This is a genomic window from Paraburkholderia sp. SOS3, assembly GCF_001922345.1.
GTDB lineage: Bacteria > Pseudomonadota > Gammaproteobacteria > Burkholderiales > Burkholderiaceae > Paraburkholderia.
In genome coordinates this window covers 223,470-244,663 of the sequence record NZ_CP018811.1, presented here as the reverse complement: position 1 = coordinate 244,663, position 21,194 = coordinate 223,470, and the positions used below count along the sequence as shown (strand labels likewise).

The 21,194-nt window shown below is 62.7% G+C and carries 18 protein-coding genes; 4 read left to right on the top strand and 14 right to left on the bottom strand.

Translation table 11 applies throughout. The annotated features are described in order from the left end of the window. Positions 1-42: 42 nt before the first annotated feature. From BTO02_RS01070 to BTO02_RS01055, 4 genes are all read right to left on the bottom strand, one after another. Positions 43-1,197, bottom strand: coding sequence for a pyridoxal phosphate-dependent aminotransferase (locus tag BTO02_RS01070; protein ID WP_075155443.1), 1,155 nt, complete (start codon positions 1,195-1,197; stop codon positions 43-45). 126 nt (positions 1,198-1,323) lie between these two features. Continuing rightward, on the bottom strand, positions 1,324-2,733 hold the full coding sequence (gene dbpA / locus BTO02_RS01065) for an ATP-dependent RNA helicase DbpA (RefSeq protein ID WP_075155442.1): 1,410 nt from the start codon (positions 2,731-2,733) through the stop codon (positions 1,324-1,326). Positions 2,734-2,735: 2 nt separating this feature from the next. Next, positions 2,736-2,924 carry a hypothetical protein gene (locus BTO02_RS01060; RefSeq protein ID WP_075155441.1) on the bottom strand — a complete coding sequence of 63 codons (189 nt, stop codon included), beginning with the start codon at positions 2,922-2,924 and terminating at the stop codon, positions 2,736-2,738. A gap of 159 nt (positions 2,925-3,083) precedes the next feature. Then, entirely contained in the window at positions 3,084-4,133 is a 1,050-nt protein-coding gene (locus tag BTO02_RS01055; RefSeq protein ID WP_083614941.1) for a helix-turn-helix domain-containing protein, read from the bottom strand. Positions 4,134-4,458: 325 nt separating this feature from the next. Between BTO02_RS01055 and adh the strand changes: the two genes are divergently transcribed. Next, a complete protein-coding gene (adh, locus tag BTO02_RS01050) occupies positions 4,459-5,979 on the top strand; it encodes an aldehyde dehydrogenase (protein WP_075155440.1) in 1,521 nt (506 codons plus the stop codon). A 127-nt stretch (positions 5,980-6,106) separates the two neighbouring features. Further along, positions 6,107-6,490, top strand: coding sequence for a DUF779 domain-containing protein (locus BTO02_RS01045; protein WP_075155439.1), 384 nt, complete (start codon positions 6,107-6,109; stop codon positions 6,488-6,490). Between the two features lie 44 nt (positions 6,491-6,534). Here BTO02_RS01045 and eutC read toward each other — a convergent pair whose 3' ends face one another. The 8 genes from eutC to BTO02_RS01005 all read right to left on the bottom strand — a co-directional run bounded on the left by eutC (position 6,535) and on the right by BTO02_RS01005 (position 15,662). Then, on the bottom strand, positions 6,535-7,332 hold the full coding sequence (gene eutC / locus BTO02_RS01040; RefSeq protein WP_075158503.1) for an ethanolamine ammonia-lyase subunit EutC: 798 nt from the start codon (positions 7,330-7,332) through the stop codon (positions 6,535-6,537). Next, on the bottom strand, positions 7,329-8,729 hold the full coding sequence (locus tag BTO02_RS01035; protein ID WP_075155438.1) for an ethanolamine ammonia-lyase subunit EutB: 1,401 nt from the start codon (positions 8,727-8,729) through the stop codon (positions 7,329-7,331). Before BTO02_RS01035 ends, eutC begins: the two co-directional genes overlap by 4 nt. A 151-nt stretch (positions 8,730-8,880) precedes the next feature. Next, positions 8,881-10,284, bottom strand: a complete 1,404-nt coding sequence (gene eat, locus BTO02_RS01030; protein WP_075158502.1) for an ethanolamine permease — start codon at positions 10,282-10,284, stop codon at positions 8,881-8,883. 118 nt (positions 10,285-10,402) lie between these two features. Next, positions 10,403-11,134 carry an ABC transporter substrate-binding protein gene (locus tag BTO02_RS01025; RefSeq protein ID WP_075155437.1) on the bottom strand — a complete coding sequence of 244 codons (732 nt, stop codon included), beginning with the start codon at positions 11,132-11,134 and terminating at the stop codon, positions 10,403-10,405. A gap of 108 nt (positions 11,135-11,242) precedes the next feature. After that, a complete protein-coding gene (locus BTO02_RS01020; protein WP_232243418.1) occupies positions 11,243-11,587 on the bottom strand; it encodes a DUF1634 domain-containing protein in 345 nt (114 codons plus the stop codon). Beyond that, entirely contained in the window at positions 11,584-12,447 is an 864-nt protein-coding gene (locus BTO02_RS01015; RefSeq protein ID WP_075155436.1) for a sulfite exporter TauE/SafE family protein, read from the bottom strand. Before BTO02_RS01015 ends, BTO02_RS01020 begins: the two co-directional genes overlap by 4 nt. Positions 12,448-12,711: 264 nt before the next feature. Beyond that, complete coding sequence (locus BTO02_RS01010; protein WP_075155435.1) at positions 12,712-14,061, bottom strand: MFS transporter; 1,350 nt, start codon at positions 14,059-14,061, stop codon at positions 12,712-12,714. A gap of 173 nt (positions 14,062-14,234) precedes the next feature. Next, on the bottom strand, positions 14,235-15,662 hold the full coding sequence (locus tag BTO02_RS01005; RefSeq protein WP_232243417.1) for an SLC13 family permease: 1,428 nt from the start codon (positions 15,660-15,662) through the stop codon (positions 14,235-14,237). Between the two features lie 89 nt (positions 15,663-15,751). Between BTO02_RS01005 and BTO02_RS01000 the strand changes: the two genes are divergently transcribed. Beyond that, entirely contained in the window at positions 15,752-16,546 is a 795-nt protein-coding gene (locus BTO02_RS01000; protein ID WP_075155433.1) for an AraC family transcriptional regulator, read from the top strand. Positions 16,547-16,604: 58 nt separating this feature from the next. Here BTO02_RS01000 and BTO02_RS00995 read toward each other — a convergent pair whose 3' ends face one another. Beyond that, a complete protein-coding gene (locus tag BTO02_RS00995; protein ID WP_075158500.1) occupies positions 16,605-17,645 on the bottom strand; it encodes an alpha/beta fold hydrolase in 1,041 nt (346 codons plus the stop codon). Between the two features lie 347 nt (positions 17,646-17,992). On the opposite strand from BTO02_RS00995, the gene BTO02_RS00990 reads away from it, so the two are divergent. Further along, the gene (locus BTO02_RS00990) at positions 17,993-18,958 is read left to right on the top strand and encodes a LysR family transcriptional regulator (RefSeq protein WP_075155432.1); all 966 of its coding nucleotides are present in this window, start codon (positions 17,993-17,995) and stop codon (positions 18,956-18,958) included. 33 nt (positions 18,959-18,991) lie between these two features. Here BTO02_RS00990 and BTO02_RS00985 read toward each other — a convergent pair whose 3' ends face one another. After that, positions 18,992-21,178 (bottom strand): M1 family metallopeptidase, encoded by a 2,187-nt coding sequence (locus BTO02_RS00985; protein ID WP_075155431.1) that lies wholly within the window; start codon positions 21,176-21,178, stop codon positions 18,992-18,994. Positions 21,179-21,194 lie beyond the last annotated feature (16 nt).

Genomic DNA, 21,194 nt, shown 5'->3' with positions numbered 1-21,194 from the left:
TGATATGAATTTATTCAGACGAGACAGCATGAAGTCGATGCGTCAGATCGCGCACAAACGGCGCGCGCCTTCGAGCAGCGTCGCGTCGTCTTTCGAAAAGCTTAAGCGGATCAGTCCTGAATCGGTACCGTCCGTATAGAACGCCGATAACGGGATCGTCGCAACTTGCGCGTCGCGGATCAGGCGCAGCACGAAGTCGTTGTCGCTTTCGTCGGAGAAACCGCGAAAGCGCGCGAGCATAAAGAAGCTGCCCTCGCTCGGCAGCAGTTCGAAACGCGACTCGCGCAGCGCGTTCGCGAGCAGATCGCGCTTTTGCTGATAAAAGGCGGCAAGGCCGAGATAGCTTTGCGGTTGCGCGAGCGCGGCGGCGAACGCATATTGCATCGGCGTATCGGCCGAAAACATCATGAACTGGTGCACCTTGCGGATTTCGTCCATCAGCGCTGCGGGCGCGACGCAGAAGCCCACGCGCCAACCTGTCACGTGATACGACTTGCCGAACGACGACACGATCACGCTGCGCCCGGCCAGCTCCTGATCGCATGCCATGCTGTAGTGCTTCGCGCCGTCGAATATGACGTGCTCGTAGACTTCGTCGGACAGGATCACGATGTCCGTCTTGCGCGTGACGGCCTTCAGGCGTTCGATGTCGTGGTCCCGGAAAACCGTGGCCGTCGGATTGTGCGGCGTATTGACGATGATCATCCGCGTCTTCGGCGTGATGGCCGCGGACACTTCGTCCCAGTTCACGCGGAAATCGGGCAGCGACAGCTTGATCGGCACCGGCGTGGCGCCTTGCAGGCGGACGATCGGCGCATAGCTGTCGAACGACGGCTCGAAGTAGATCACCTCGTCGCCGGCATGCACGAGCGCGCTGATCGTCGCGTAAAGCCCTTCGCTCGCGCTCGCGGTTACCGTGACTTCCGACGATGCGTCGTATCGCACGCCGTACAGCGTCTCGACCTTCCGTGCGAGCGCTTCGCGCAACGCGCCGATACCGGTCATCGGTGCGTACTGGTTGTGACCGTCGCGCATCGCTTGCGCGACGTCTTCGATCAGCGTAGCGTCCGGCATGAAATTCGGCGCGCCTTGCGACAAATTCAACGCGTCGTGCTCGGCAGCCAGTTGAGCGATCACGGTGAAAATCGTCGTGCCGACATCGGGCAGCTTCGAGCGGGTTTGCATCGCGCTTTGCATGGGGTGTCTCCGCTTGTACTCGTCTGCTTTGTTCGTCTGCTTTGATGCGTTCGCTTTTATTCGGTCGGGTTTATTGGTTCGCCCTTATTCGTCCGCCCTCATTCGTCCGGGTTTATTCGCTCGGATCTATTCGTCCATCAGCCGCACCTTGACCCTCTTCCCCTTCAGCTTACCGGCGTTGAGCTTGCGCAGCGCCTCGCGCGCAATCCCGCGCTCCACCGCCACATAGGTCGAGAACTCGGTCACGTTGATCTTGCCGATCTGCGCGCCGTCGAAGCCCGCATCGCCAGTCAGGGCGCCGAGCACATCGCCGGGACGAATCTTTTCCTTGCGGCCGCCGAGAATCTGCAGCGTTTCCATCGGCGGCAGCAAGTGCGGCGTGCTGCCGTTCGTGCCGCTCGGCTCGAGCTCCGCGAGCGGATGCCACTCCACTTCGCGCCCCTGCGCTTTCTCGATGCTGCCGACGCGGCCCATTTCGTCCATGCTCGCGAGGCTCAGCGCCCAGCCATCCTGATCGGCGCGGCCCGTGCGGCCGATCCGATGCACGTGCACTTCGGGATCCGGCGTCACGTCGACGTTGATGACTGCTTCGAGCTGCGCGATATCGAGTCCGCGTGCGGCGACATCGGTTGCGACGAGCACCGAGCAGCTGCGGTTCGCGAACTGGATCAGCACCTGATCGCGCTCACGCTGATCGAGTTCGCCATGCAGCGCAAGCGCGTGAAAACCCTGCGCACGTAGCACGTCGAGCAGATCGCGGCACTGCTGTTTCGTATTGCAGAACGCGAGCGTGCTGACAGGCCGATAGTGATCGAGCAGCAGGCCGACCGCGTGCAGCCGCTCGTCGTCGGTCACTTCATAAAAACGCTGACGGATCTTGCTGTCGTCGTGGCGCTCCTCGAGCGTGATCTGCTTCGGGTTGCGCAGGAACTGCTGGCTCAGCTTCGCAATACCGTCAGGGTAAGTCGCCGAAAAAAGCAGCGTCTGCCGTTCCTTCGGACATTGACGCGCGACGGTCGCAATATCGTCGAAGAAGCCCATGTCGAGCATGCGATCGGCTTCGTCGAGCACGAGCGTGTTGAGCGCCTGCAAAGGCAGGCTGCCGCGCTCGAGATGATCGATGATGCGTCCCGGCGTGCCGACGACGATATGCGCGCCATGTTCGAGGCTCGCGGTCTGCGGGCGCATCGGCGTGCCGCCGCACAAGGTCAGCACCTTGATGTTTTCCTCGGCGCGCGCAAGGCGCCGGATTTCCTGCGCGACCTGGTCGGCGAGCTCGCGTGTCGGGCACAGCACCATCGCCTGCACGTCGAACTTGCGCGCGTCGAGCCGCGCGAGCAGCGCCAGCGCGAAGGCCGCGGTCTTGCCGCTGCCTGTTTTCGCCTGCGCGATCAGATCGTGGCCGGCCAGCGCGAGCGGCAAGCTGGCCGCCTGGATCGGCGTCATGTCGACATAGCCCAATTGCGCGAGATTCGCGAGCGCGGCGGGCGACAGCGGCAGCGTGCCGAAGGCGGTGGAAGACGTCGGGCTATTCATGTTCAATCCTGATAAGGACGGCCATCGAGCTGCTCGTAGAGCACGGCGCCGTCGTCCGACTCGAAGCGTTCGACGTAATTGCGCGCGCCGCACATCGGACAGCGGAACAGCAGCCCCTGACCCTCGTTCTTGATGACGACGTCCGACAGCTCCCACTCGGCGCCGCAGGACTGGTTTCTGCAGATAAACACGGTGATTCCTCAGGTAGATGCGTTCGATATCGGGCGATTTTAGCGGATGGGCGATCGCGGACCGCACGTACCGGGAGGAAAAGCTTGCGCAACCACCCGGGTCGGCACCCGGGTCGGCACCCGGTAGCAAGCCGCAGCAAAGGGCAGGCCGGCGCGGCGTCAGTGGGCAAAGCGGAGTTCGCTGTGCAGCATCTGCGCGGCTTTGAGCGTATCCGAAGGCCGCATGCCGAACAGCTTCCGGTAGTCGGTCGCAAACTGGCTCAGATGCCAGAAGCCCCACGCGGCCGCCACATTCTGCACGGAGAGCGCGCCGCCGCGCGAGGCATCGCAGAGCTCGCGGCGCGCGCCGTTCAGCCGGATCACGCGCAGATAGCTCGCAGGCGCCATGCCGAGCACGTCCTCGAAGCAGTACTGCAGCGTGCGCCGGCTCACGTGCAGGTGCTCGCAGAGTTCGGGCACACTCACCGGACGATCGCGGTTCGCCAGCACATAATCGCGCGATTCGCCGACGATGCGGCGCCGGCGCGACCGCGACGACGGCGCCTCTATCGGCTCGCCATCCGTCGTCGTGGCGCATGCGTCGAGCAGCGCGTCGAGCACCGATGCATGCAGCTGGGGCCGCGCGCACGTCGCGAGCGCGGCGTCACCTTCGGCCAGAATGTGCGCGAGGCGTGCGCAGAGCTGCGTCTTGCGCGCAGGATCGATCCGCAGCACGCGCGAAAGCGACGCGCGATCGATCAGCGCATCACCGTGCCCCGCCAACGCTGCATGTCGACGCAAGATGCCGCCCTGCACGACCACACCGAAGATTTCATAGCCGGCCGGCGTCACCAGTTCGAACTCGATGCCGCCCGCTCTCAACGCAACAGTCTCGCCATCGATAAGACCACCGTCGATGCGCCCCGTCGCGCCGCGATTCACGGGAATGCCGAGCCAGTATGCGTCCGACTGGACCTCGCATGTCTGGCGCAGCGTCTCGCTCGTCGTTTCGCGGAACACGTGCATGTCGTCGACATGCAAGCCCGTGAGTTGGCCGATAAAGCGGCCCGACGTCAGTTGATCGTAGGTCTGCCGCCAGCCGTGAAGATTGCGCGCCTGTTCGTCGGCGTCGTGAGCGATGCGCGTCTGCACGCGATACAACGCGTGCCGCTGCGCATGTGCCGCTGCCTCGGACTCAGCGGCATCGGGAAGGTCGGTGTCGGTCGTCATGGAGATCACCGGGGAGCAAATGTCGTGCAATGGATGCCCTCGACACTCTAGCTGCTCAAAAAAGCGCTGTGCGCAAGCCGTTGCAGCCGACTCGCGCGCACCCGTTGTTCAGTTCATGAACAGCGGCTGAGACACCTGTTCAGTATCGATGCGCCTCGAAAGCACACATCTAGGTATGCGAAACGACTATGCATTGCGACGGTGCCCGATGCACCGCGATCAAACGCGGTTTGCGGCGACTGGCATGGATCTGGCGTAACGAGCGCGCGGCTGATGCGATAAGGCTGCCGACTCGAACGACCCGACACATGTGAGGAGCATTCAGATGAATCACGCGGAGATGCAGTTTCTAAGCACCGATTACCCGTACAAAAAGCAGTACGCGAATTTTATCGGCGGAGAATGGGTGAAGCCGGCCGGCGGCGAGTATTTCGACAATATCTCGCCGATCACGGGCGAAGCATTCACGTCGATTCCGCGCTCGCGGGAAGCGGACGTCGAACTCGCGCTCGACGCCGCGCATCGCGCGAAAGCGAGCTGGGGCAAGACCTCGGCCGCCGGGCGCGCGAACATCCTCAGCAAGATCGCGGACCGTATGGAAGCGAATCTCGCGCGTCTCGCGGTCGCGGAGACGATCGACAACGGCAAGCCGCTGCGCGAGTCGACGGCCGCCGATATCCCGCTTGCAATCGACCACTTCCGCTATTTTGCAAGCTGCATTCGCGCGCAGGAAGGCTCGATCTCGCAGATCGATGAAGACACCGTCGCGTATCACTTTCATGAGCCGCTGGGCGTGGTCGGTCAGATCATCCCGTGGAATTTCCCGATCCTGATGGCCGTGTGGAAGCTCGCACCCGCGCTCGCCGCCGGCAATTGCGTCGTACTGAAGCCCGCGGAGCAAACGCCCGCTTCCATCCTCGTGCTGATGGAACTGATTCAGGATCTCCTGCCGCCTGGCGTGGTGAACGTCGTGAACGGCTTCGGCCTCGAAGCGGGCAAGCCGCTCGCTTCGAATAAGCGCATCGCGAAGATCGCGTTCACCGGCGAGACGACCACGGGCCGCCTCATCATGCAGTACGCGAGCCAGAACCTCATTCCCGTCACGCTCGAGCTGGGCGGCAAGAGCCCGAACATCTTCTTTGCCGACGTAATGGACCATGACGACAGCTTCTTCGATAAAGCGCTCGAGGGGTTTGCGATGTTTGCGCTGAATCAGGGCGAGGTGTGCACGTGTCCGTCGCGCGTGCTGATCGAAGAGAAGATCTACGACCGGTTCATCGAGCGCGCGGTCAAGCGCGTCGCAGCCATTGCGCAAGGGCACCCGCTCGATATGCAGACGATGATCGGTGCGCAGGCCTCGCAGGAACAGCTCGAAAAGATCCTCTCGTACATCGATCTCGGCAAGCAGGAGGGTGCGCAATGCCTGATCGGCGGCGAGCGCAATACGCTTGACGGCGAACTCGGCAAGGGCTACTACGTGAAACCGACCGTGTTTCGCGGCAACAATAAAATGCGCATTTTCCAGGAAGAGATCTTCGGGCCGGTCGTTGCCGTGACGACGTTCAGGAACGAAGACGAAGCGCTCGATATCGCAAACGACACGCTGTATGGACTTGGCGCCGGCGTATGGACGCGCGACGGCACGCGTGCATATCGCTTCGGCCGGCAGATTCAGGCCGGGCGCGTCTGGACGAACTGCTATCACGCGTATCCGGCGCATGCCGCGTTCGGCGGCTACAAGCAATCGGGTATCGGCCGCGAAACGCACAAGATGATGCTCGACCACTATCAGCAGACGAAGAACCTGCTCGTCAGCTATAGCGACAAGCCGCTCGGCTTCTTCTAAGCGCCAATCGGCTCGCTCGTCGAGACGTTTGTTATTCCGCTTGATGGGTTCGTGTTTGTCCGTCTGCTTGCTTGTCCATAGGCAGGTCGCCTCGGTCGCGGTCTGCTTCTTTTTGCCGGGGAACCGAATGTCTGTTGAACGTGTAGTCGCGACGGATGCCGCCGTTTCGCTGATTCAAAAACTGGCCACCGAACACGGCTCGATCCTGTTTCATCAATCGGGCGGATGCTGCGACGGCAGTGCGCCGATGTGTTTTCCGACCGGTGAATTCATGGTGGGTGCGTCCGACGTGAAGCTCGGCGCGATCGCGGGCGTGCCGTTCTATATGAGCGAATCTCAGTTTGAGTACTGGCAGCATACGCAGCTGATTATCGACGTGGTGCCCGGCAACGGCGGGATGTTCTCGCTTGAACGCCCGACTGGCCTGAGATTCCTGACGCGTTCGCGGCTCTACGACGATGCGGAGAACGAATGGCTCGCGGCGCATCCGGTACAACGCGCCGACGCTTGAGCCAGGCGTTTTATCGCGTGTCGGATGGGTTGTCACCGCTGCCGCTACCGTCCGCCGGCAAGCGAGGCGTTGCCGGCCGCCGCAGTGGCGTCGAGCAACGCGTCGCTTTCGTCTTTTAGTCCGACACCGGTCAATCCCAGACGACGCGCATGCGTGAGCAGATAGTGGAGCTTGTGCGCAGCCGCGTCGAAATTCAGCCCTTCGGGGCGCACGTTGGAAATGCAGTTGCGCTGCGCGTCGCTGCAGCCGACCTTCGGCGCGTAGGTCAGGTAAATGCCCAGACTGTCCGGCGAGCTGAGGCCGGGCCGCTCGCCGATCAGCATGACGACGATCCGCGCGCGCAGCATTTGGCCGATTTCATCGCCCAAAGCAACCCGCGCCTGACGAGCCACCACCACGGGGCCCATCTCCCAGTCCTGCTGCAGCCTTGCGTGAATCGCTCGCAGCATCGGAACGGATTGCTTCGCCGCCGCAACTGCGGAGAGCCCGTCGGCGACCACGAACACGACATCGGGCTGCGATGCGCCCGCAGCCTTCGCCAACAGACCGCGACTCTCGTCGGACAGCCTGCGCCCGAGATCGGGCCGTCGCAAATAGTGTTCACGATCCGGCGCCGCACTGTGAACGTCGAGCGTCGCGGCGAAGCCATGCTCGCGCAATTGCCGATGCAGCGCGTCGGCGTCGAGCGGATGATGAACCGCATCGCGTGCTTGCGCATGCGACAGGTTGAACGCGAGCAGCGGCGCCGTCGGCACGCTGTTGCCGGCGCGGCCCAATGCGATGCGTGCAGGGGTGAAGGCGCGCAATGCGTCCCACGGATTTTTCTCGACAGGGTCGCTCATGGCGCCGCCCCAACCCATTCGCGCGCGCCTTCGAGCAGCGGCTGCCGCGCTGCGGCGCTGTTCAGCAGCGCGCCGCGTGCGTCCGTGATCTGCATCGACTCGAGCCATGCTTCGAACTCCGGCGCGCGCCGCAAGCCGAGCACTTCGCGCAGATACAGCGAATCGTGAAACGACGTGCTCTGATAGTTGAGCATCACATCGTCCGCGCCCGGAATACCCATGATGAAGTTGACGCCGGCGGCGCCGAGCAGCGTCAGCAGGTTGTCCATGTCGTCCTGATCGGCTTCGGCGTGGTTCGTGTAACAGATATCGCAGCCCATCGGCACGCCGAGCAGCTTGCCGCAGAAGTGGTCTTCAAGACCTGCGCGCGTGATCTGCTTGCCGTCGTACAGATACTCGGGTCCGATAAAGCCGACCACCGTGTTCGTCAGAAGCGGCTTGAACTTGCGCGCAACCGCATACGCGCGCACTTCGCAGGTCTGCTGATCGATACCGTGATGCGCGTTTGCGGAAAGCGCACTGCCATGTCCCGTTTCAAAATACATCACGTTGTCGCCGACCGTGCCGCGCTTGAGCGAAAGCGCGGCTTCGTATGCTTCCTGCAGCAGCGCAAGCGAAATGCCGAAGCTCGCGTTGGCTTTTTCAGTGCCCGCGATCGACTGGAAAACAAGGTCCACCGGTGCACCCCTTTCGATCGCCGCAACCGTGTTCGTCACGTGAGTCAGCACGCACGATTGCGTCGGCACCTGATAACGCTGACGGAAGTCGTCGATCATCTGCAACAGCTTCGTGATCGCGGCGAGACTATCCGACGCCGGGTTGATGCCGATCACCGCATCGCCGCAGCCGTACATCAGGCCGTCGAGCATCGAAGCGGCGATGCCTTTGACGTCGTCGGTCGGATGGTTCGGCTGCAGACGCACGGACAGGCGGCCGGGCAGGCCGATCGTGCTGCGAAAACGCGTGACGACCGGCCGTTTGCGCGCCGCGACGATCAGATCCTGGTTGCGCATCAGCTTCGACACCGCAGCGACCATCTCAGGAGTGAGGCCCGCAGTGACGCGTTCGAGCGCATCCGAATCCGTGCTCGTCGCGAGCAGCCAGTTGCGAAAGTCGCCGACAGTCAGATGCGAGATCCCGGCGAAGGCATGGGGCGAATGCGTATCGACGATCAGGCGCGTAACTTCGTCGCTTTCGTAGGGAATCAGCGCTTCGTTGAGAAATGTGCGCAGCGGCACGTCGGCAAGCGCCATTTTTGCGGCGACGCGTTCCTCTTCGCTCGCCGCCGCCACGCCGGCGAGCTGGTCCCCGGAGCGCAGCGGGCTCGCTTTCGCGAGCAAGGTCTTCAGGTCGGCGAAGCGGTAGCAGCGCGCGCCGATCGTCTCCGTGTAGCTCATCGTTGCATTCCCTGTCTGGCATCGGCCGGCGCCGTGCGATCTGCCCCGTCCATGACGGCGATGTCCCCACGATAGCGCCAAATGCCGGAGGCGTCACGCGTTTCGCCGGCAAGCCACTGCGCGCGGGCACCGCGCCGCAAATGCAGCCCGATCACTCCTCGATCAACGCGTCGATAGGAGCCGCTTCCCGCTGATGCCGCGTCATGAGGAAATACCCGTACCCAAGCAGCAGAAAAGCGACGAACACGACCGCGACGAGCAGATTGAAATACACCATCGTCGCGAGCGAAATGACCGCGGCAAACAGCGCGAACGCCGGGAAATACGGAAACAGCGGGGCGCGGAACGGCCGCTCCATGTCCGGTTCGACACGCCGCAGCTTGAAGAGCGCCAGCATGCTGACGATGTACATCACGATCGCGCCGAACACCGACATCGTCACGATGTTCGCCGTCAGCGTCTGGCCGCCGAATTGAATCAGTTCGTCGCTATAGATGGCCGCGATGCCGACCACGCCGCCCGCGAGAATCGCGCGGTGCGGCGTCTTGAAACGCGGGTGCACTTTCGCGAGCCATTCGGGCAGATATCCGGCTCGCGCAAGCGCAAAGATTTGCCGCGAGTAGCCGAGGATGATTCCATGAAACGACGCGACCAGTCCGAACAGGCCGAGCCACACGAGCATATGCAGCCAGCCGCTGTTCGCGCCGACGATGTATTTCATCGCCTGCGGCAGCGGGTCGTTGATATTCGCCAGTTTGGTCCAGTCGCCGGCCGCGCCTGCGAAAACCATCACGCCGACAGCGAGTGCAACGAGCGTCAGAATGCCGGTTACGTACGCGATCGGAATCGAGCGCTTCGGGTTTTTTGCTTCTTCGGCCGCCATTGCGACGCCTTCGATTGCGAGGAAGAACCAGATCGCAAACGGAATCGCGGCGAACATGCCATGGAACGCGCCAGGCGAAAAGTGATCGGCGCCTGCCCAGCCGCCCTTCGCGAAGTTCGCCCATTGAAATCCCGGCGACACGACGCCCATGAACACGAGCAACTCGAAGATCGCGAGCAGCGTCACGCATAGCTCGAACGTCGCCGCCACCTGCACGCCCGCGATGTTCAGCGCCATAAACACGAGATACGCGCCCATTGCCGCATGCTTCGGCTCGAGCCCCGGAAATTGAACGTGTAGATATGCGCCGATCGCAAGCGCAATGGCCGGCGGTGCAAAGACGAATTCGACGAGCGTGGCCGCGCCCGCCAGAAAACCGCCCGTCGGTCCGAACGCATGCCGCGCATAGGCGAACGGGCCGCCGGCATGCGGAATCGACGTGGTGAGTTCGGTAAAGCTGAAGATGAACGTCGTGTACATCGCCGCGATAAAGATCGCGGTAATCACGAACCCGAGCGTGCCGGCGCTCGCCCAGCCATAGCTCCAGCCGAAGTATTCACCGGAGATCACGAGGCCGACCGCAATGCCCCATAGCTGCCAGGTCCCTAAGGTCTGCTTCAGTTCGTGATGCGTAACGGCGCCGGCATGCTGCGATTTCGACTCGGATTTCATCATGGGCTCCCTGAGATGGGCGTCCGTCGCGGTTCGGACGGCGAACCGCAGACGCGCACGCATCAGCCGATGCTAGGCAGCCACAAATCCGGGTGTTATCGAAAATCGGCAAATCTGCTCAGGCGGCCGGCGCCACCGATGCGCCGTTAATACCGTGACGCGCGAGCGCCTGTGCCACGAAGCCGCTGCGCTTCTGGTCCTCGACATAGGCGCGAAGGAACGCGGCGGCGGCGTCGCCGCGACTCTTCGGCACGCCCATCGCCTGCTGGATCACCATGAAGCGCTCGTTGAGCAGCCGCAGGCCCGACGTGCGCGCGGCGTCGGCTTCGAGTTGCTGCTTCACGCCAGCGGCCACTTCGAGTTCCTGATCGAGGAAGGTTTGCACGACGGCCGGCGAACTCGGCGCGCGTACGATCGTCGCCTGCTTCAGTTCCCGTGTGAGGAACAGGTCATACGCGCTGCCGAGGCCTACCGCGACGCGATTCGTCGGTACATCGACTTCGTCGTTGCGACGAATCGGCGAAGCGTCGCGCACGAGGTAATAGCCTTCGATCAGCACATAAGGCGCCGTGAATGCGATGCTCGCGCCGCGCAGCGGATCGATCGCGAAGAAGCCGACGTCGGCGCGTTCGTCGGACACGGCCTCGACGGACTTGCCGGCCGTATCGAACACGACGAGTTCGATCTCCACGCCAAGCCGCCCGGCAAGTGCACGCGCGAGATCGACGGACACGCCGCCTGGCTCACCCGTCTGCGGGTGGCGGTTCGCAAGAATCGGATTGCCCAGGTTGATCGACGCGCGCAATTTTCCTGTGGGCGCGAAAGCAGAACGTACGGTATCTGGATTCATGGGTCGAATGCGGATCGTAAGGGAAGGTGAGCGCACGATGACGTGCAACGGCAACGACTTCGAGTACTACGCACACGCGATGTTACGTTACGCGGCCGCCTTCAGCGACTATCCGCCGACGGGCCCGAGGCGGATCCCGAGCACGCAGCCTGCCGCGATGATCGCAAGAACGGTTGCCGCGATCGCCGCATATCGACGGTTACGCTGCCGTGCGAACACCACGAGCATCAGCGCGACGCGCGAAACCGGCAGCAGCACGAACAGGCCGACGCCCGCCGTGATGACGTTGGCGCCCCACGGCACATACTTGGCCTGCAACATCCCGGCGCCCGCCGCCGCGTTCAGCACGAGTCCGGCGCCGATCACCGTGCACGCGATCCACGTGCCGTACTGAAGCAGTATCGCGAGCCAACGATCGAGCACGGGAAGGGACAGTCGCGGCGCGTTCATCATGCGACCCGGGCCGTGAGATCGATACCGAATCCCTGCAGCAGCATCGCACATGCAACAAGCACGAGAACGCTCAAAAACAGCAGCCGCAGTTTTTCGTTCGACACTTTCATCAGCACGCGTGTGCCGATCACGGCACCGATGACCGAGCCCAGCGCAACCGGCCCCGCGATCGCTCCGACGATCTCCCCGCGCAGAAAGTACGCACCCGCACTCGCGGCCGCGGTTACGCCGATCATGAAATTCGACGTCGCGGTGGACACCTTGATCGGCAGCCGCAGTGCGTGGTCCATCGCAGGAATCTTGAGGATGCCGCTGCCGATGCCCAGCAGTGCGGACACGAGGCCCGCGACGTACATCAGCGAAAGACCGGCTGGCACGCGCCGCACTTCGTAGGCGACATCGCGGTTCAGACGCGGATCGCGATAGCTCGAATGCAGATCGAGCGCGGCAGCGAGACCGCCGCGCGACACCGGCATTGCCCCGGCCACCGGATCCGTGCGGCGCAGATACATCTGCCAGGCGGACACCAGCAGAACTATCGCGAACAGGAAATCGAGCGCGACTACCGGAATCAGGCCCGCCACCAGCACGCCGGTCAACGCGCCGAGCGTCGTGCCGGTCTCGAGCACCAGCGCGAGACGCACATTGGTCAGGCCGTGCCGCAAGAAATCGGCAGCGCCGCCGCATGAACACGCGATGACGGACACGATGCTCGCGCCGACCGCCACATGCAGGTCGAAGTGGAACAACACGACGAGCATGGGCACGATAAAGAGCCCGCTTGCCATGCCGAGCATGCCGCCGAGCGCGCTCGAGCCAAGGCCCGCGAAGAACAGCCAGAGTGTAGTGGTGAGACTCATCGTGCGCCGCAATGGGTTGACGGTAGGTGAACGACGATGGAGGCGCTGCCGGGAGCCAGCGCACCAGAAGCAGCTGACTCCCGCCAGCAACGCCATTATAACATGTTATGACATGTGCATGATGCGTGCGTCGATTGCGATCGAATCGCCATCCGGAAAGCCGGTGCCACAACCGATTGCTATAGCATCGTTGCGCGCCAAACATCGGGCAGCGATGCGATAGCGCCATCACTGTGCTATCGCATGCGCTCGTGTCGTTATGTGTCAGGGCCGCACGACGCTTCCTTCCTCGTGCGCGTCGAGCTCGCCGTTCGTCGCGGCTTCGAGCGCCCGATCGTGATGGAGCAGCAGCGCCGCGGCCATCCCGACGAGCCCCGCGCCTGCAAGGCAAATCAGGCCCGCGCCGAAACCGCCGGTGCTGTCCTTGATCCAGCCCATCGCATACGGGCCGAAGAAGCCGGCGAGGTTGCCCAGCGAATTGATCGCAGCGATACCCCCAGCCGCGGCTGCGCCCGACAGGAATGCCGCAGGCAAGGTCCAGATAACGGGCAGACAACCGAAAATGCCAAACCCCGCAATCGACAACGCGATCATTTTCAGCACCGGATTGTCGAGCCCCGCGGATGCGGCGATGCCGGCGGCCGCGACAAGCAGCGCGATGCCGACGTGACGTTTGCGCTCGAGCTTGCGGTCCGAATGACGCCCCCACACGATCATGCTGATCACGCCGACGACGTACGGTAGCGACGTGACAAAACCGGTTTGCACGTTGCTAAGACCAAACGACTTGACGATCTGCGGCAGAAAAAAACTCAAGCCATAGTTCGTTGCATTCGCACCGAAATAGATCAGCGCGATGGCGAGCACGCGCGGATTGAACAGCGCCTGCGTCACGCTGAACGCACGCACAGCCTCACGATGCTTGCGCTCCTCGGCCTGGCGCGTCACGAGCCAATCGCGCTCGTCGGCGGCGAGCCAATGCGCATCCGACGGCTTGTCGGTCAGATAGAAATACACGACGAACGCGAGCAGCAGCGCGGGCAAAGCTTCGAGCAGATACAGCCATTGCCAGCCCGCGAGACCCGCGTGCCCATCGAGCGACAGCAGCGCGCCCGAAATCGGCGCACCGATCACGGTGGAAAGCGGAATCGCCGCCATGAAGTAGCCGACCACTCGACCTCGATAGACAGCGGGAAACCATAGCGTCAGCAGGAAAATAATGCCGGGGAAGAAGCCCGCTTCGGCAATACCGAGTAGCACACGCAGTCCATAGAACACGCTGGTGTTGGACATGCCCGTATATTGGGAAATGTGTGGGATAAAGGCCATGGCCGCCGCCACGATGCCCCACGTGAACATGATGCGTGCAATCCATCGCCGCGCGCCGAAACGCTCGAGCAGCAGATTCGATGGGACTTCGAAGAAAAAATAGGCAATGAAGAAAACGCCAGCGCCAAAGCCGAATTGCGACGCCGAAAAACCGAGATCCTTGTTCATCTGCAAAGCTGCAAACCCAACGTTCACGCGGTCCAGATACGCAACGAAATAGCATACGATCAGGAACGGCACGAGCCGGGACATCACGCGCTTCATGGTGCGAGCTTCAAGATCCATCGGTGTCTCCTCCGAATTGGGATCGAGTGGGGAAGGCTTTAGCAGGAGACTACTCTTTGAATGCTTGCGTTAGAAGTGCGATCGACGGTTTCATGCGGGAAAACATAAGCTGCGATCTGCGGCGCATGAAACCTGCTCGCGTGCATCGAAGAGGCACTTTCAATCTGAAAGTATTACGGCAGCGCGCCGAGCACGCGCCACCACAAAAGATCCAGCGGCAACACCACAACGATCGTGATAGCCGCAAGTACGAGACATAGGCGCGCGCCATCCTTTAGCGACACGCCGCCCATATGCATCGCGATCATCATCGGCGGCGACTGGTAGGGCAAGAACACCGTCGAGAATGCCGGCACCTGCAACATCAGGACGGTGTACAGCGAAAGTCCGCTTGCATGGGCGAGCTGGCCCGCTAACGGAGTGAGCACCGCAGGTAATGCGGGCAAGGTCGTGAGCATCGAGATCGCGGAACCGATCGCGACGATCAGCGCGACGTTTTCGATCGGGTGTCCGGGCTCCATATGCGTCGCGTCGAGCAACAGATGCGCGGCCCACTGCCCTAACCCGCTCTGCGTAATCAACGCGCCAAGGCCAAGAAATCCCGCGACGTAGACCAGCGGCGCGATATGCATACCCTGATTGAATTCTTGCGTCGACATGATGCGGGTTTGCGGCAGCAGACATGCGACGCCCGCAGCAAGGCTCACCCATGCCGGTGAAATGCCGTGCCAGAAATCGGTCGCGTAAAACAGCAGCGACAGCGCGAGTACCGCGCTCAGCATCTTTTCCGAAGACGAAAACGGCTTCACGGACCGCTCGGCGAGCGCCGTCTTATCGATCGTGTCGGGATACAGCCAGCAGATCAACACGATAATCAAGACGGTTTTGACCGCGCCGAGCAGCGGGAAATGAAGCAGCAGATACGGCGCGTATTGAAGCTTCACGCCATAGAGTTGCTCGGCCGCGCCGAGCAACACCGAGTTCGGAACATTGGCGGGAAGCACGGAAGTGGACGGCATATAACTCCCCGCCGCGACGGCCATCACAATGCCGGTACGGCCCCGGCGGCCGTACCCCAGGCCGAGGCGGTCAGCCAGCACGAGCGCGATCGGCGTGAGGATCAGAATGCGGCCGGTCGTCGACGGCATCACGAACGCAAGACCCACTGAGGCCAGAACGACGACTGCAACGTAGTGTCGATACGTGTCCGCGCGCATCGACAACAGCTTGTCGCTCAGGCGCTGCGCGAGCCCTGTCGTGCGCACCGCGACGCCCGTGATGCTGCCGCCGAACACGAGCCACCATGCCGGTGACGTAAAGCCGCTAAACAACGTTTCCGGCGGCGCGACGGCAAATAGCACGCCGAACAGAAAGAACACCAGCGTTGTGACTGGCTCCTTGAAGAGACCGAGCGCCCAGCTCGTCACGGTGAAGACCACTAGCACCGCTGCGCGGAAGGTGGCGGGCGTAAAGCCGTGAATGGGCGACACGTGCCGCGTCGCTCCCAGCGCCGCAATCAGCACGAGTAGCACGACGGCCGTGCCGATGCGTTCGCCGTTCCATCGCCTGTTTTCGACGACGGCCCTTTGCGCGTCGCGCATGGAAGTCTCCCGCTTTATATTCGATCTGCCCATCGTAGACCGATTTAGAATGGCATCAAATCGTTTCCAGGCCAAAAACTTACGTTTTCATGCCACGCCAGCGCACTGCGTACGATCCGTATCCGAAGCACAAGCCAACGCCCGCCGAGCCGGTGATCGTCCATCTGCGCGTTCCGCCCGCGGATGGCGTGATCGAGTGGCACACGCACGCGTGGGGGCAGCTCGTGTGTCCTCACAAAGGCAGCGTGCGCGTCAGTGTGCCCGGCATGATGTGGATCGTGCCGCGCTACCGCGCCGTCTGGATTCCGCCTGGCATCGAACATGAAGTGGTGATGCTCGGCGATGTGGATTTCCATGTGATGTATGTCGAACCTCACGCGCTATCGCTGCCGCTCGACGCATGCGCGGTGATCGAAGTCAGTCCATTGATGCGCGAGCTCGCCAACGCGCTTGCAGACGATGCCGTGCGTCAGCAGAGGCGGCGCCACGCCGCGATGGTGTTGCTTGTCGAAGAAATACGCGAGGCGCCTACGTTGCCGCTCGGTCTGCCGTTGCCGACGGAGCGGCGGCTCAGAGCCCTATGCGTCGCGATGATGGAGGAGCCCGGTACCGACCGGACACTCGCGCAATGGGCGCCGCTCGTCGGCGCCAGCGCGCGCACGCTTGCGCGGCTGTTTCATACGGAGCTCGATACGAGCTTCGGGACGTGGCGCCGGCAACTGCGGCTCGCCCGTGCGCTCGACCTGATCGGCCGTGGTGTGCCGTTGGCCGATGTGGCGATCGAAGTCGGCTACGCCAACCCGCCTGCGTTCACGACGATGTTCAGGAATGCGCTCGGTTTTCCGCCATCGCAACTCGCCGGTGCGGGGGCGGAACACACGTGATTTCACGCATCCCGCGCCGCCGCATCGCGCCTGGCTAGCCTCGCTATTCACATCGACATCAAATGTGCTGCACCTGCAAAATCGCATCGGCAAAAGCCTTTGGCGCCTCCTGCGGCAGGTTGTGCCCGATGCCGCCGCTGATCGTGCGGTGCTGATATTTGCCCGTGAACTTCTTTGCGTACGCGGACGGCTCCGGATGCGGCGCGCCGTTCGCATCGCCTTCCATCGTGATGGTCGGCACGGAGACGGTCGGGAATGCCGCGAGGCGCTTTTCGAGGTCGTCGTATTTCGCCTCGCCCTGCGCGAGGCCCAGACGCCAGCGGTAGTTGTGAATCACGATCGCGACGTGGTCCGGATTGTCGAATGCCTTCGCCGAGCGGTCGTACGTCGCATCGCTGAAGTGCCATTTCGGCGACGCGAGTTGCCAGATCAGCTTGTTGAAGTCGTGCGTGTTCGCGGCGTAGCCCGCCTGGCCACGCTCGGTCGTGAAGTAGAACTGATACCACCACGCGAGTTCGGCCTTCGGCGGAAGCGGCTTGCGGTTTGCTTCCTGGCTGCCGATCAGATAGCCGCTCACCGAAACGAGCGCCTTGCATCGTTCCGGCCACAGCGCCGCGATGACGTCGCACGTGCGGCCGCCCCAGTCGTAGCCGGCGAACACGGCCTGATCGATCTTGAGCGCATCCATCAACGCGATGATGTCCACCGCGACGACCGCCTGCTGACCGTTGCGCGGCGTATCGGCCGCGAGGAAGCGCGTCGTGCCGTAGCCGCGCAGATACGGAATGATCACGCGATAGCCGTGCGACGCGAGAATCGGCGCGACGTCGACGAAGCTGTAGATGTCGTACGGCCAGCCGTGCAGCAGGAAAACGGCGGGGCCGTCCTTCGGCCCGGCGTCCACGTAGCCGATATTCAGCACACCTGCGTCGATCTGCTGGATCGAATCGAACGACGCATTGCTCGCGGCCGCGTGCTTCGGCTGCGCGGCGTGAGCGAGGTCGCCGAGACCGAGTTCGAGCAGGCTCAAGCCCGCGAGTGTGGTGCCGAGTGTAGTGCCAAGCAGCCGGCGGCGGCGAACATTCACGGTATCGGACATGACCATTCCTCTGATAAGGGGTGTTCGGGAAGCGCCGCGCGCAGCGAGTGGCGCGCCCCGGATTTCGTTAAAGAATCGACTGCTCGGCAGAACCGGTTGGATGATCGCCCATCACCATCGAGCCGGAAGCAGAAATGCTGCGTTTATAGCCAAAAGGAACGCCCGGTTTATTTCCCGATGTATCGGCGCAATCCTCCGACACAGACGGTACCGGAACCGGCCGTCACCGCTAGAGACGGATCTTCGCAGCCCGAATGACGACTAGCAAGAGCAACAAAGTTCACATATCGTTGCTCTGTGGGCAACGCACATAACTGGAAGCTTCACCTGAATTCGAGGGACGTTCGATGCGAGAGATCAACCAGCAACGGCTGCGCTATTTCAACGAAGTGCTGACGCACGGCACGATTCGAGGCGCGGCCGACCATCTGAACACGTCGCCTTCCGTGATCACGCGGCAGATCAGGCTGCTCGAAGAAGAGCTAGGCACGCTGCTTTTCGAGCGTCAAGCGCGCGGCGTGCGGCCGACCGAAGCGGCCGCGCATCTGCTCGAGTTCTGGCATGGATACCGGTCGCAACAGGAGAAGCTCGAAGATCGGCTGCATGCGTTGAAAGGGCTGCAGACGGGGCACATCGAGATCGCCGTCAGCGAGGGGTTCGTCGATACGCTCGTCGACGAGGTGCTGATTCCTTTTTGCGCGCAATACCCGAAGCTCGACATCGCGATGAACATGCTTGCCGTCGATGCGATTCTCGAAGAGGTCGCGCAGAGCCGCGCGCATATCGGGCTTGCCTACAATCCGCCGCCGCATGCGCAGATCGCGTATCGCGCGAGTTCGGCGCAACCGGTGGTGCTGTTGCTTCGCAGCGATCATCCGCTCGCGTTGCAAAAGCGCGCGGCGAGCGTCGACGATTTGCGCGCGTGGCCACTTGCGGTCATGCCGTCGACGTTCGGCATCGGGCACGTCGTGAAAATGCTCGAAGTCGCGGAGAACATCGAACTTCGGCCGGCGCTGGCGACCAACTCGCTGACGGCGTTGAAACGCGTCGTCACGGCAGGAGAGTTCGTTACATTGATCGGCGAGTTTGCCGCGTATCGCGAGATTGCCGGGGGCGAATTGACGGCGCTGCCAATCAGGCATCCGCTGTTCGAGGCGACGCACGCGAGACTGATCGTCAAGCAAGGACGGCCGCTTGCGGCAGGTCCGTTGGAGCTGGTCAGGTGGATCGAGGAAAAGCTGCCGGTGTTTGCTGCGCGCACGCAGCGCCGCACGCGAACGCGCCGCCGTTCCGATCCGCACACGCGTGCATGACGATCGAAACGGCGGCGCCGTGCCGCCTTGCTCTTACTCGGTCTGGATACGCGGCTTGAGCTTGCCCTGGTAGCGCAGCAGCGGACGTTGTACCTGCGGTTGAGCTTGCGGCACCTTCAGCATCAGGCTACGCGCAGTTGCGGTTGCAGGCGGCGTGATCGAACCGATCGTCGTCGCACGCGTCGGATTCGCGAGGCCCGAGTTCACGAGCATCTTCGCTTCCATCTGGAGGTTCGTCAGCAGTACCGGGTCCGTCAACGCGCTGCTTTGCGCGAGTAGCTGACTCCACGCGTTATCGCCATAGTTCGTCACGTAGTAGTCGAGTCCGCTCGGGTCCGCAACGACGGCCGAACATCCATTCAGGCGAACCTGCATCTGCGTGTCCTTCAACGCGACGGTCTTGCGCCGCATGAGGCCGTCACCATAGGCGAGCGTCAGCGGCACCGTCCATTGAATGCCCGGATACGGGTTCTTGTTCGGATACGGTGCTTGCTTCAGCGAGACGACCGTCTGATTGCTCGTCAGGTCGCACTGCGTATCGAGCGTGATCAGCGGCACACCCGTCTGACGCACGAAGCTGTCGCCGATATCCACCATCGACTGGCCGCTCGCCTTCGACAGCTCGTTCCACAGGCGCCTGGGCGTCGTGTTGCCGAACGAATAGTCGGTCAGGTACGACTGCAGCCCTTTGCGCATTACGCCTTCACCGAGGTAGTTCTCGAGCATCTTCAGCACGATGCCGCCCTTGTCGTACGTGAACGGGCTCGCGCTCAGCACGAAGTCGTTCGATGCCCAGTCGTTGAAGTTCGGCTGCACCGGGAACGCGTTCGCGCCGAGGTCGCGCGACATCACGGCGTACTTCGTCCTCACTTCGTCGACCCAGTTGAAGCGATCCGGGAAGAACAGGATCTTCGTCTTGTTCTCGAAGAACGTGGCGAACGATTCGTTCATCCAGACGTCGTCCCACCAGTCGAGCGTGACGAGATCGCCGAACCACTGGTGCGCGGCTTCGTGCGTGAGCACCGTGACGCCGTAATCGGACATCGGTGTACCCGGAGGCGGCAGGATGTCGTCGGCGAATTCGAGAATGGCGCCCCAGTTCTCCATGCCACCGAAATTCAGGTCCTTCTGCTCCTTGAAGGCGTCGTTTGCGGCAACGGTGTCGAACTTCGTCAGCGGCAGCGAGATGCCTGTATAGCGATAGTAGAAGTCGAGGGCCTGCTTCGTCTGCTGCATCGCGGGAAAGGCCCAGTCGCGCATGCCGGGCGGCGCGAAGATGCGCAGGTGCAGATTCTTGCCGTTCGCGAGCGGATTCGCGAAGTCGTCTTCGAGGATGTCGAACTGGCCGCCGCCGAAGAACAGCAGATACGACGGCATCGGCGGCGTCTTTTCGAACGACACGCGCTTGTAGCCGCTATCGACGTTGACGGACGGCAGCTCGGCCGCGTTCGACACGACGCGCCAGTTCTGCGGCACTTCCGCCGACACTTCGTAGGTCGGCCGGAACGCGGGCTCGTCCCAGCCCGGAAACCATTGCCGCGCGAGGTTGCTTTCGCCTTGCGTGAGAATCGCGCCGCTCGTCGAGCCATCGGTTGCCTTGAGGTCGACGCGGAACACGCCTTCTGCCGCGGAGCAGCCGGGGTACTTGTCGTCGCCGCAGCTTCCGCCCGTTTGGGTCGCGGGATCGTCGTAGGTCTTGAAGTTGATGATGCCCGACCACTCCATATGCAGCGAGTATTCGCCGGCGGGAATCTGGCCGCTCGCGGGGCGCAGCTGGTAGAAGTCGCCGTCGTCCTGCGGCGTGGCGATCAGTTCGATATTGCCGGGCTGCAGAATGGTCTTGCCATTGACGAACTTGATGCGGTGGCCGGCCACTTCAATGTAGTTGACCTTTTTCTTGACCTGGATGTCGACGTCCGCACGGCCGTCGAACGTGGACAGCTCGGGATTCGGGCGGAACCAGAGCCGGTAGTTGACCGGCTGCACGGTGTCGGGCAGCTCGACCGGCTTCACGGTTTTCTTGATCGTCTTGTCTGCGGCGACGGGCGCGGCCGGTGCCGGCAGAGCGGGCTGAGAGGCGGCTGTCGAAGCTGCCGCACCGTTGACCTGCGCGTTGTTCGACGCAATGCCGGAGGCATCGTCTCCTCCCCCGCACGCGCTCAACGCCAGCGTGCCCGCTAGCAGCAGACACGCCATCTTCAACCGAGAATGTGTACGCATTGTTCGTCCCTGTCCG

Bases quoted from the DNA above. Each gene is read 5' to 3' on its own strand.
- BTO02_RS01070 (WP_075155443.1), bottom strand. From the start codon at position 1,197: ATGCAAAGCGCGATGCAAACCCGCTCGAAGCTGCCCGATGTCGGCACG.
- dbpA (WP_075155442.1), bottom strand. From the start codon at position 2,733: ATGAATAGCCCGACGTCTTCCACCGCCTTCGGCACGCTGCCGCTGTCG.
- BTO02_RS01055 (WP_083614941.1), bottom strand. From the start codon at position 4,133: ATGACGACCGACACCGACCTTCCCGATGCCGCTGAGTCCGAGGCAGCG.
- adh (WP_075155440.1), top strand. From the start codon at position 4,459: ATGAATCACGCGGAGATGCAGTTTCTAAGCACCGATTACCCGTACAAA.
- BTO02_RS01045 (WP_075155439.1), top strand. From the start codon at position 6,107: ATGTCTGTTGAACGTGTAGTCGCGACGGATGCCGCCGTTTCGCTGATT.
- eutC (WP_075158503.1), bottom strand. From the start codon at position 7,332: ATGAGCGACCCTGTCGAGAAAAATCCGTGGGACGCATTGCGCGCCTTC.
- BTO02_RS01035 (WP_075155438.1), bottom strand. From the start codon at position 8,729: ATGAGCTACACGGAGACGATCGGCGCGCGCTGCTACCGCTTCGCCGAC.
- eat (WP_075158502.1), bottom strand. From the start codon at position 10,284: ATGAAATCCGAGTCGAAATCGCAGCATGCCGGCGCCGTTACGCATCAC.
- BTO02_RS01025 (WP_075155437.1), bottom strand. From the start codon at position 11,134: ATGAATCCAGATACCGTACGTTCTGCTTTCGCGCCCACAGGAAAATTG.
- BTO02_RS01020 (WP_232243418.1), bottom strand. From the start codon at position 11,587: ATGATGAACGCGCCGCGACTGTCCCTTCCCGTGCTCGATCGTTGGCTC.
- BTO02_RS01015 (WP_075155436.1), bottom strand. From the start codon at position 12,447: ATGAGTCTCACCACTACACTCTGGCTGTTCTTCGCGGGCCTTGGCTCG.
- BTO02_RS01010 (WP_075155435.1), bottom strand. From the start codon at position 14,061: ATGGATCTTGAAGCTCGCACCATGAAGCGCGTGATGTCCCGGCTCGTG.
- BTO02_RS01005 (WP_232243417.1), bottom strand. From the start codon at position 15,662: ATGCGCGACGCGCAAAGGGCCGTCGTCGAAAACAGGCGATGGAACGGC.
- BTO02_RS01000 (WP_075155433.1), top strand. From the start codon at position 15,752: ATGCCACGCCAGCGCACTGCGTACGATCCGTATCCGAAGCACAAGCCA.
- BTO02_RS00995 (WP_075158500.1), bottom strand. From the start codon at position 17,645: ATGTCCGATACCGTGAATGTTCGCCGCCGCCGGCTGCTTGGCACTACA.
- BTO02_RS00990 (WP_075155432.1), top strand. From the start codon at position 17,993: ATGCGAGAGATCAACCAGCAACGGCTGCGCTATTTCAACGAAGTGCTG.
- BTO02_RS00985 (WP_075155431.1), bottom strand. From the start codon at position 21,178: ATGCGTACACATTCTCGGTTGAAGATGGCGTGTCTGCTGCTAGCGGGC.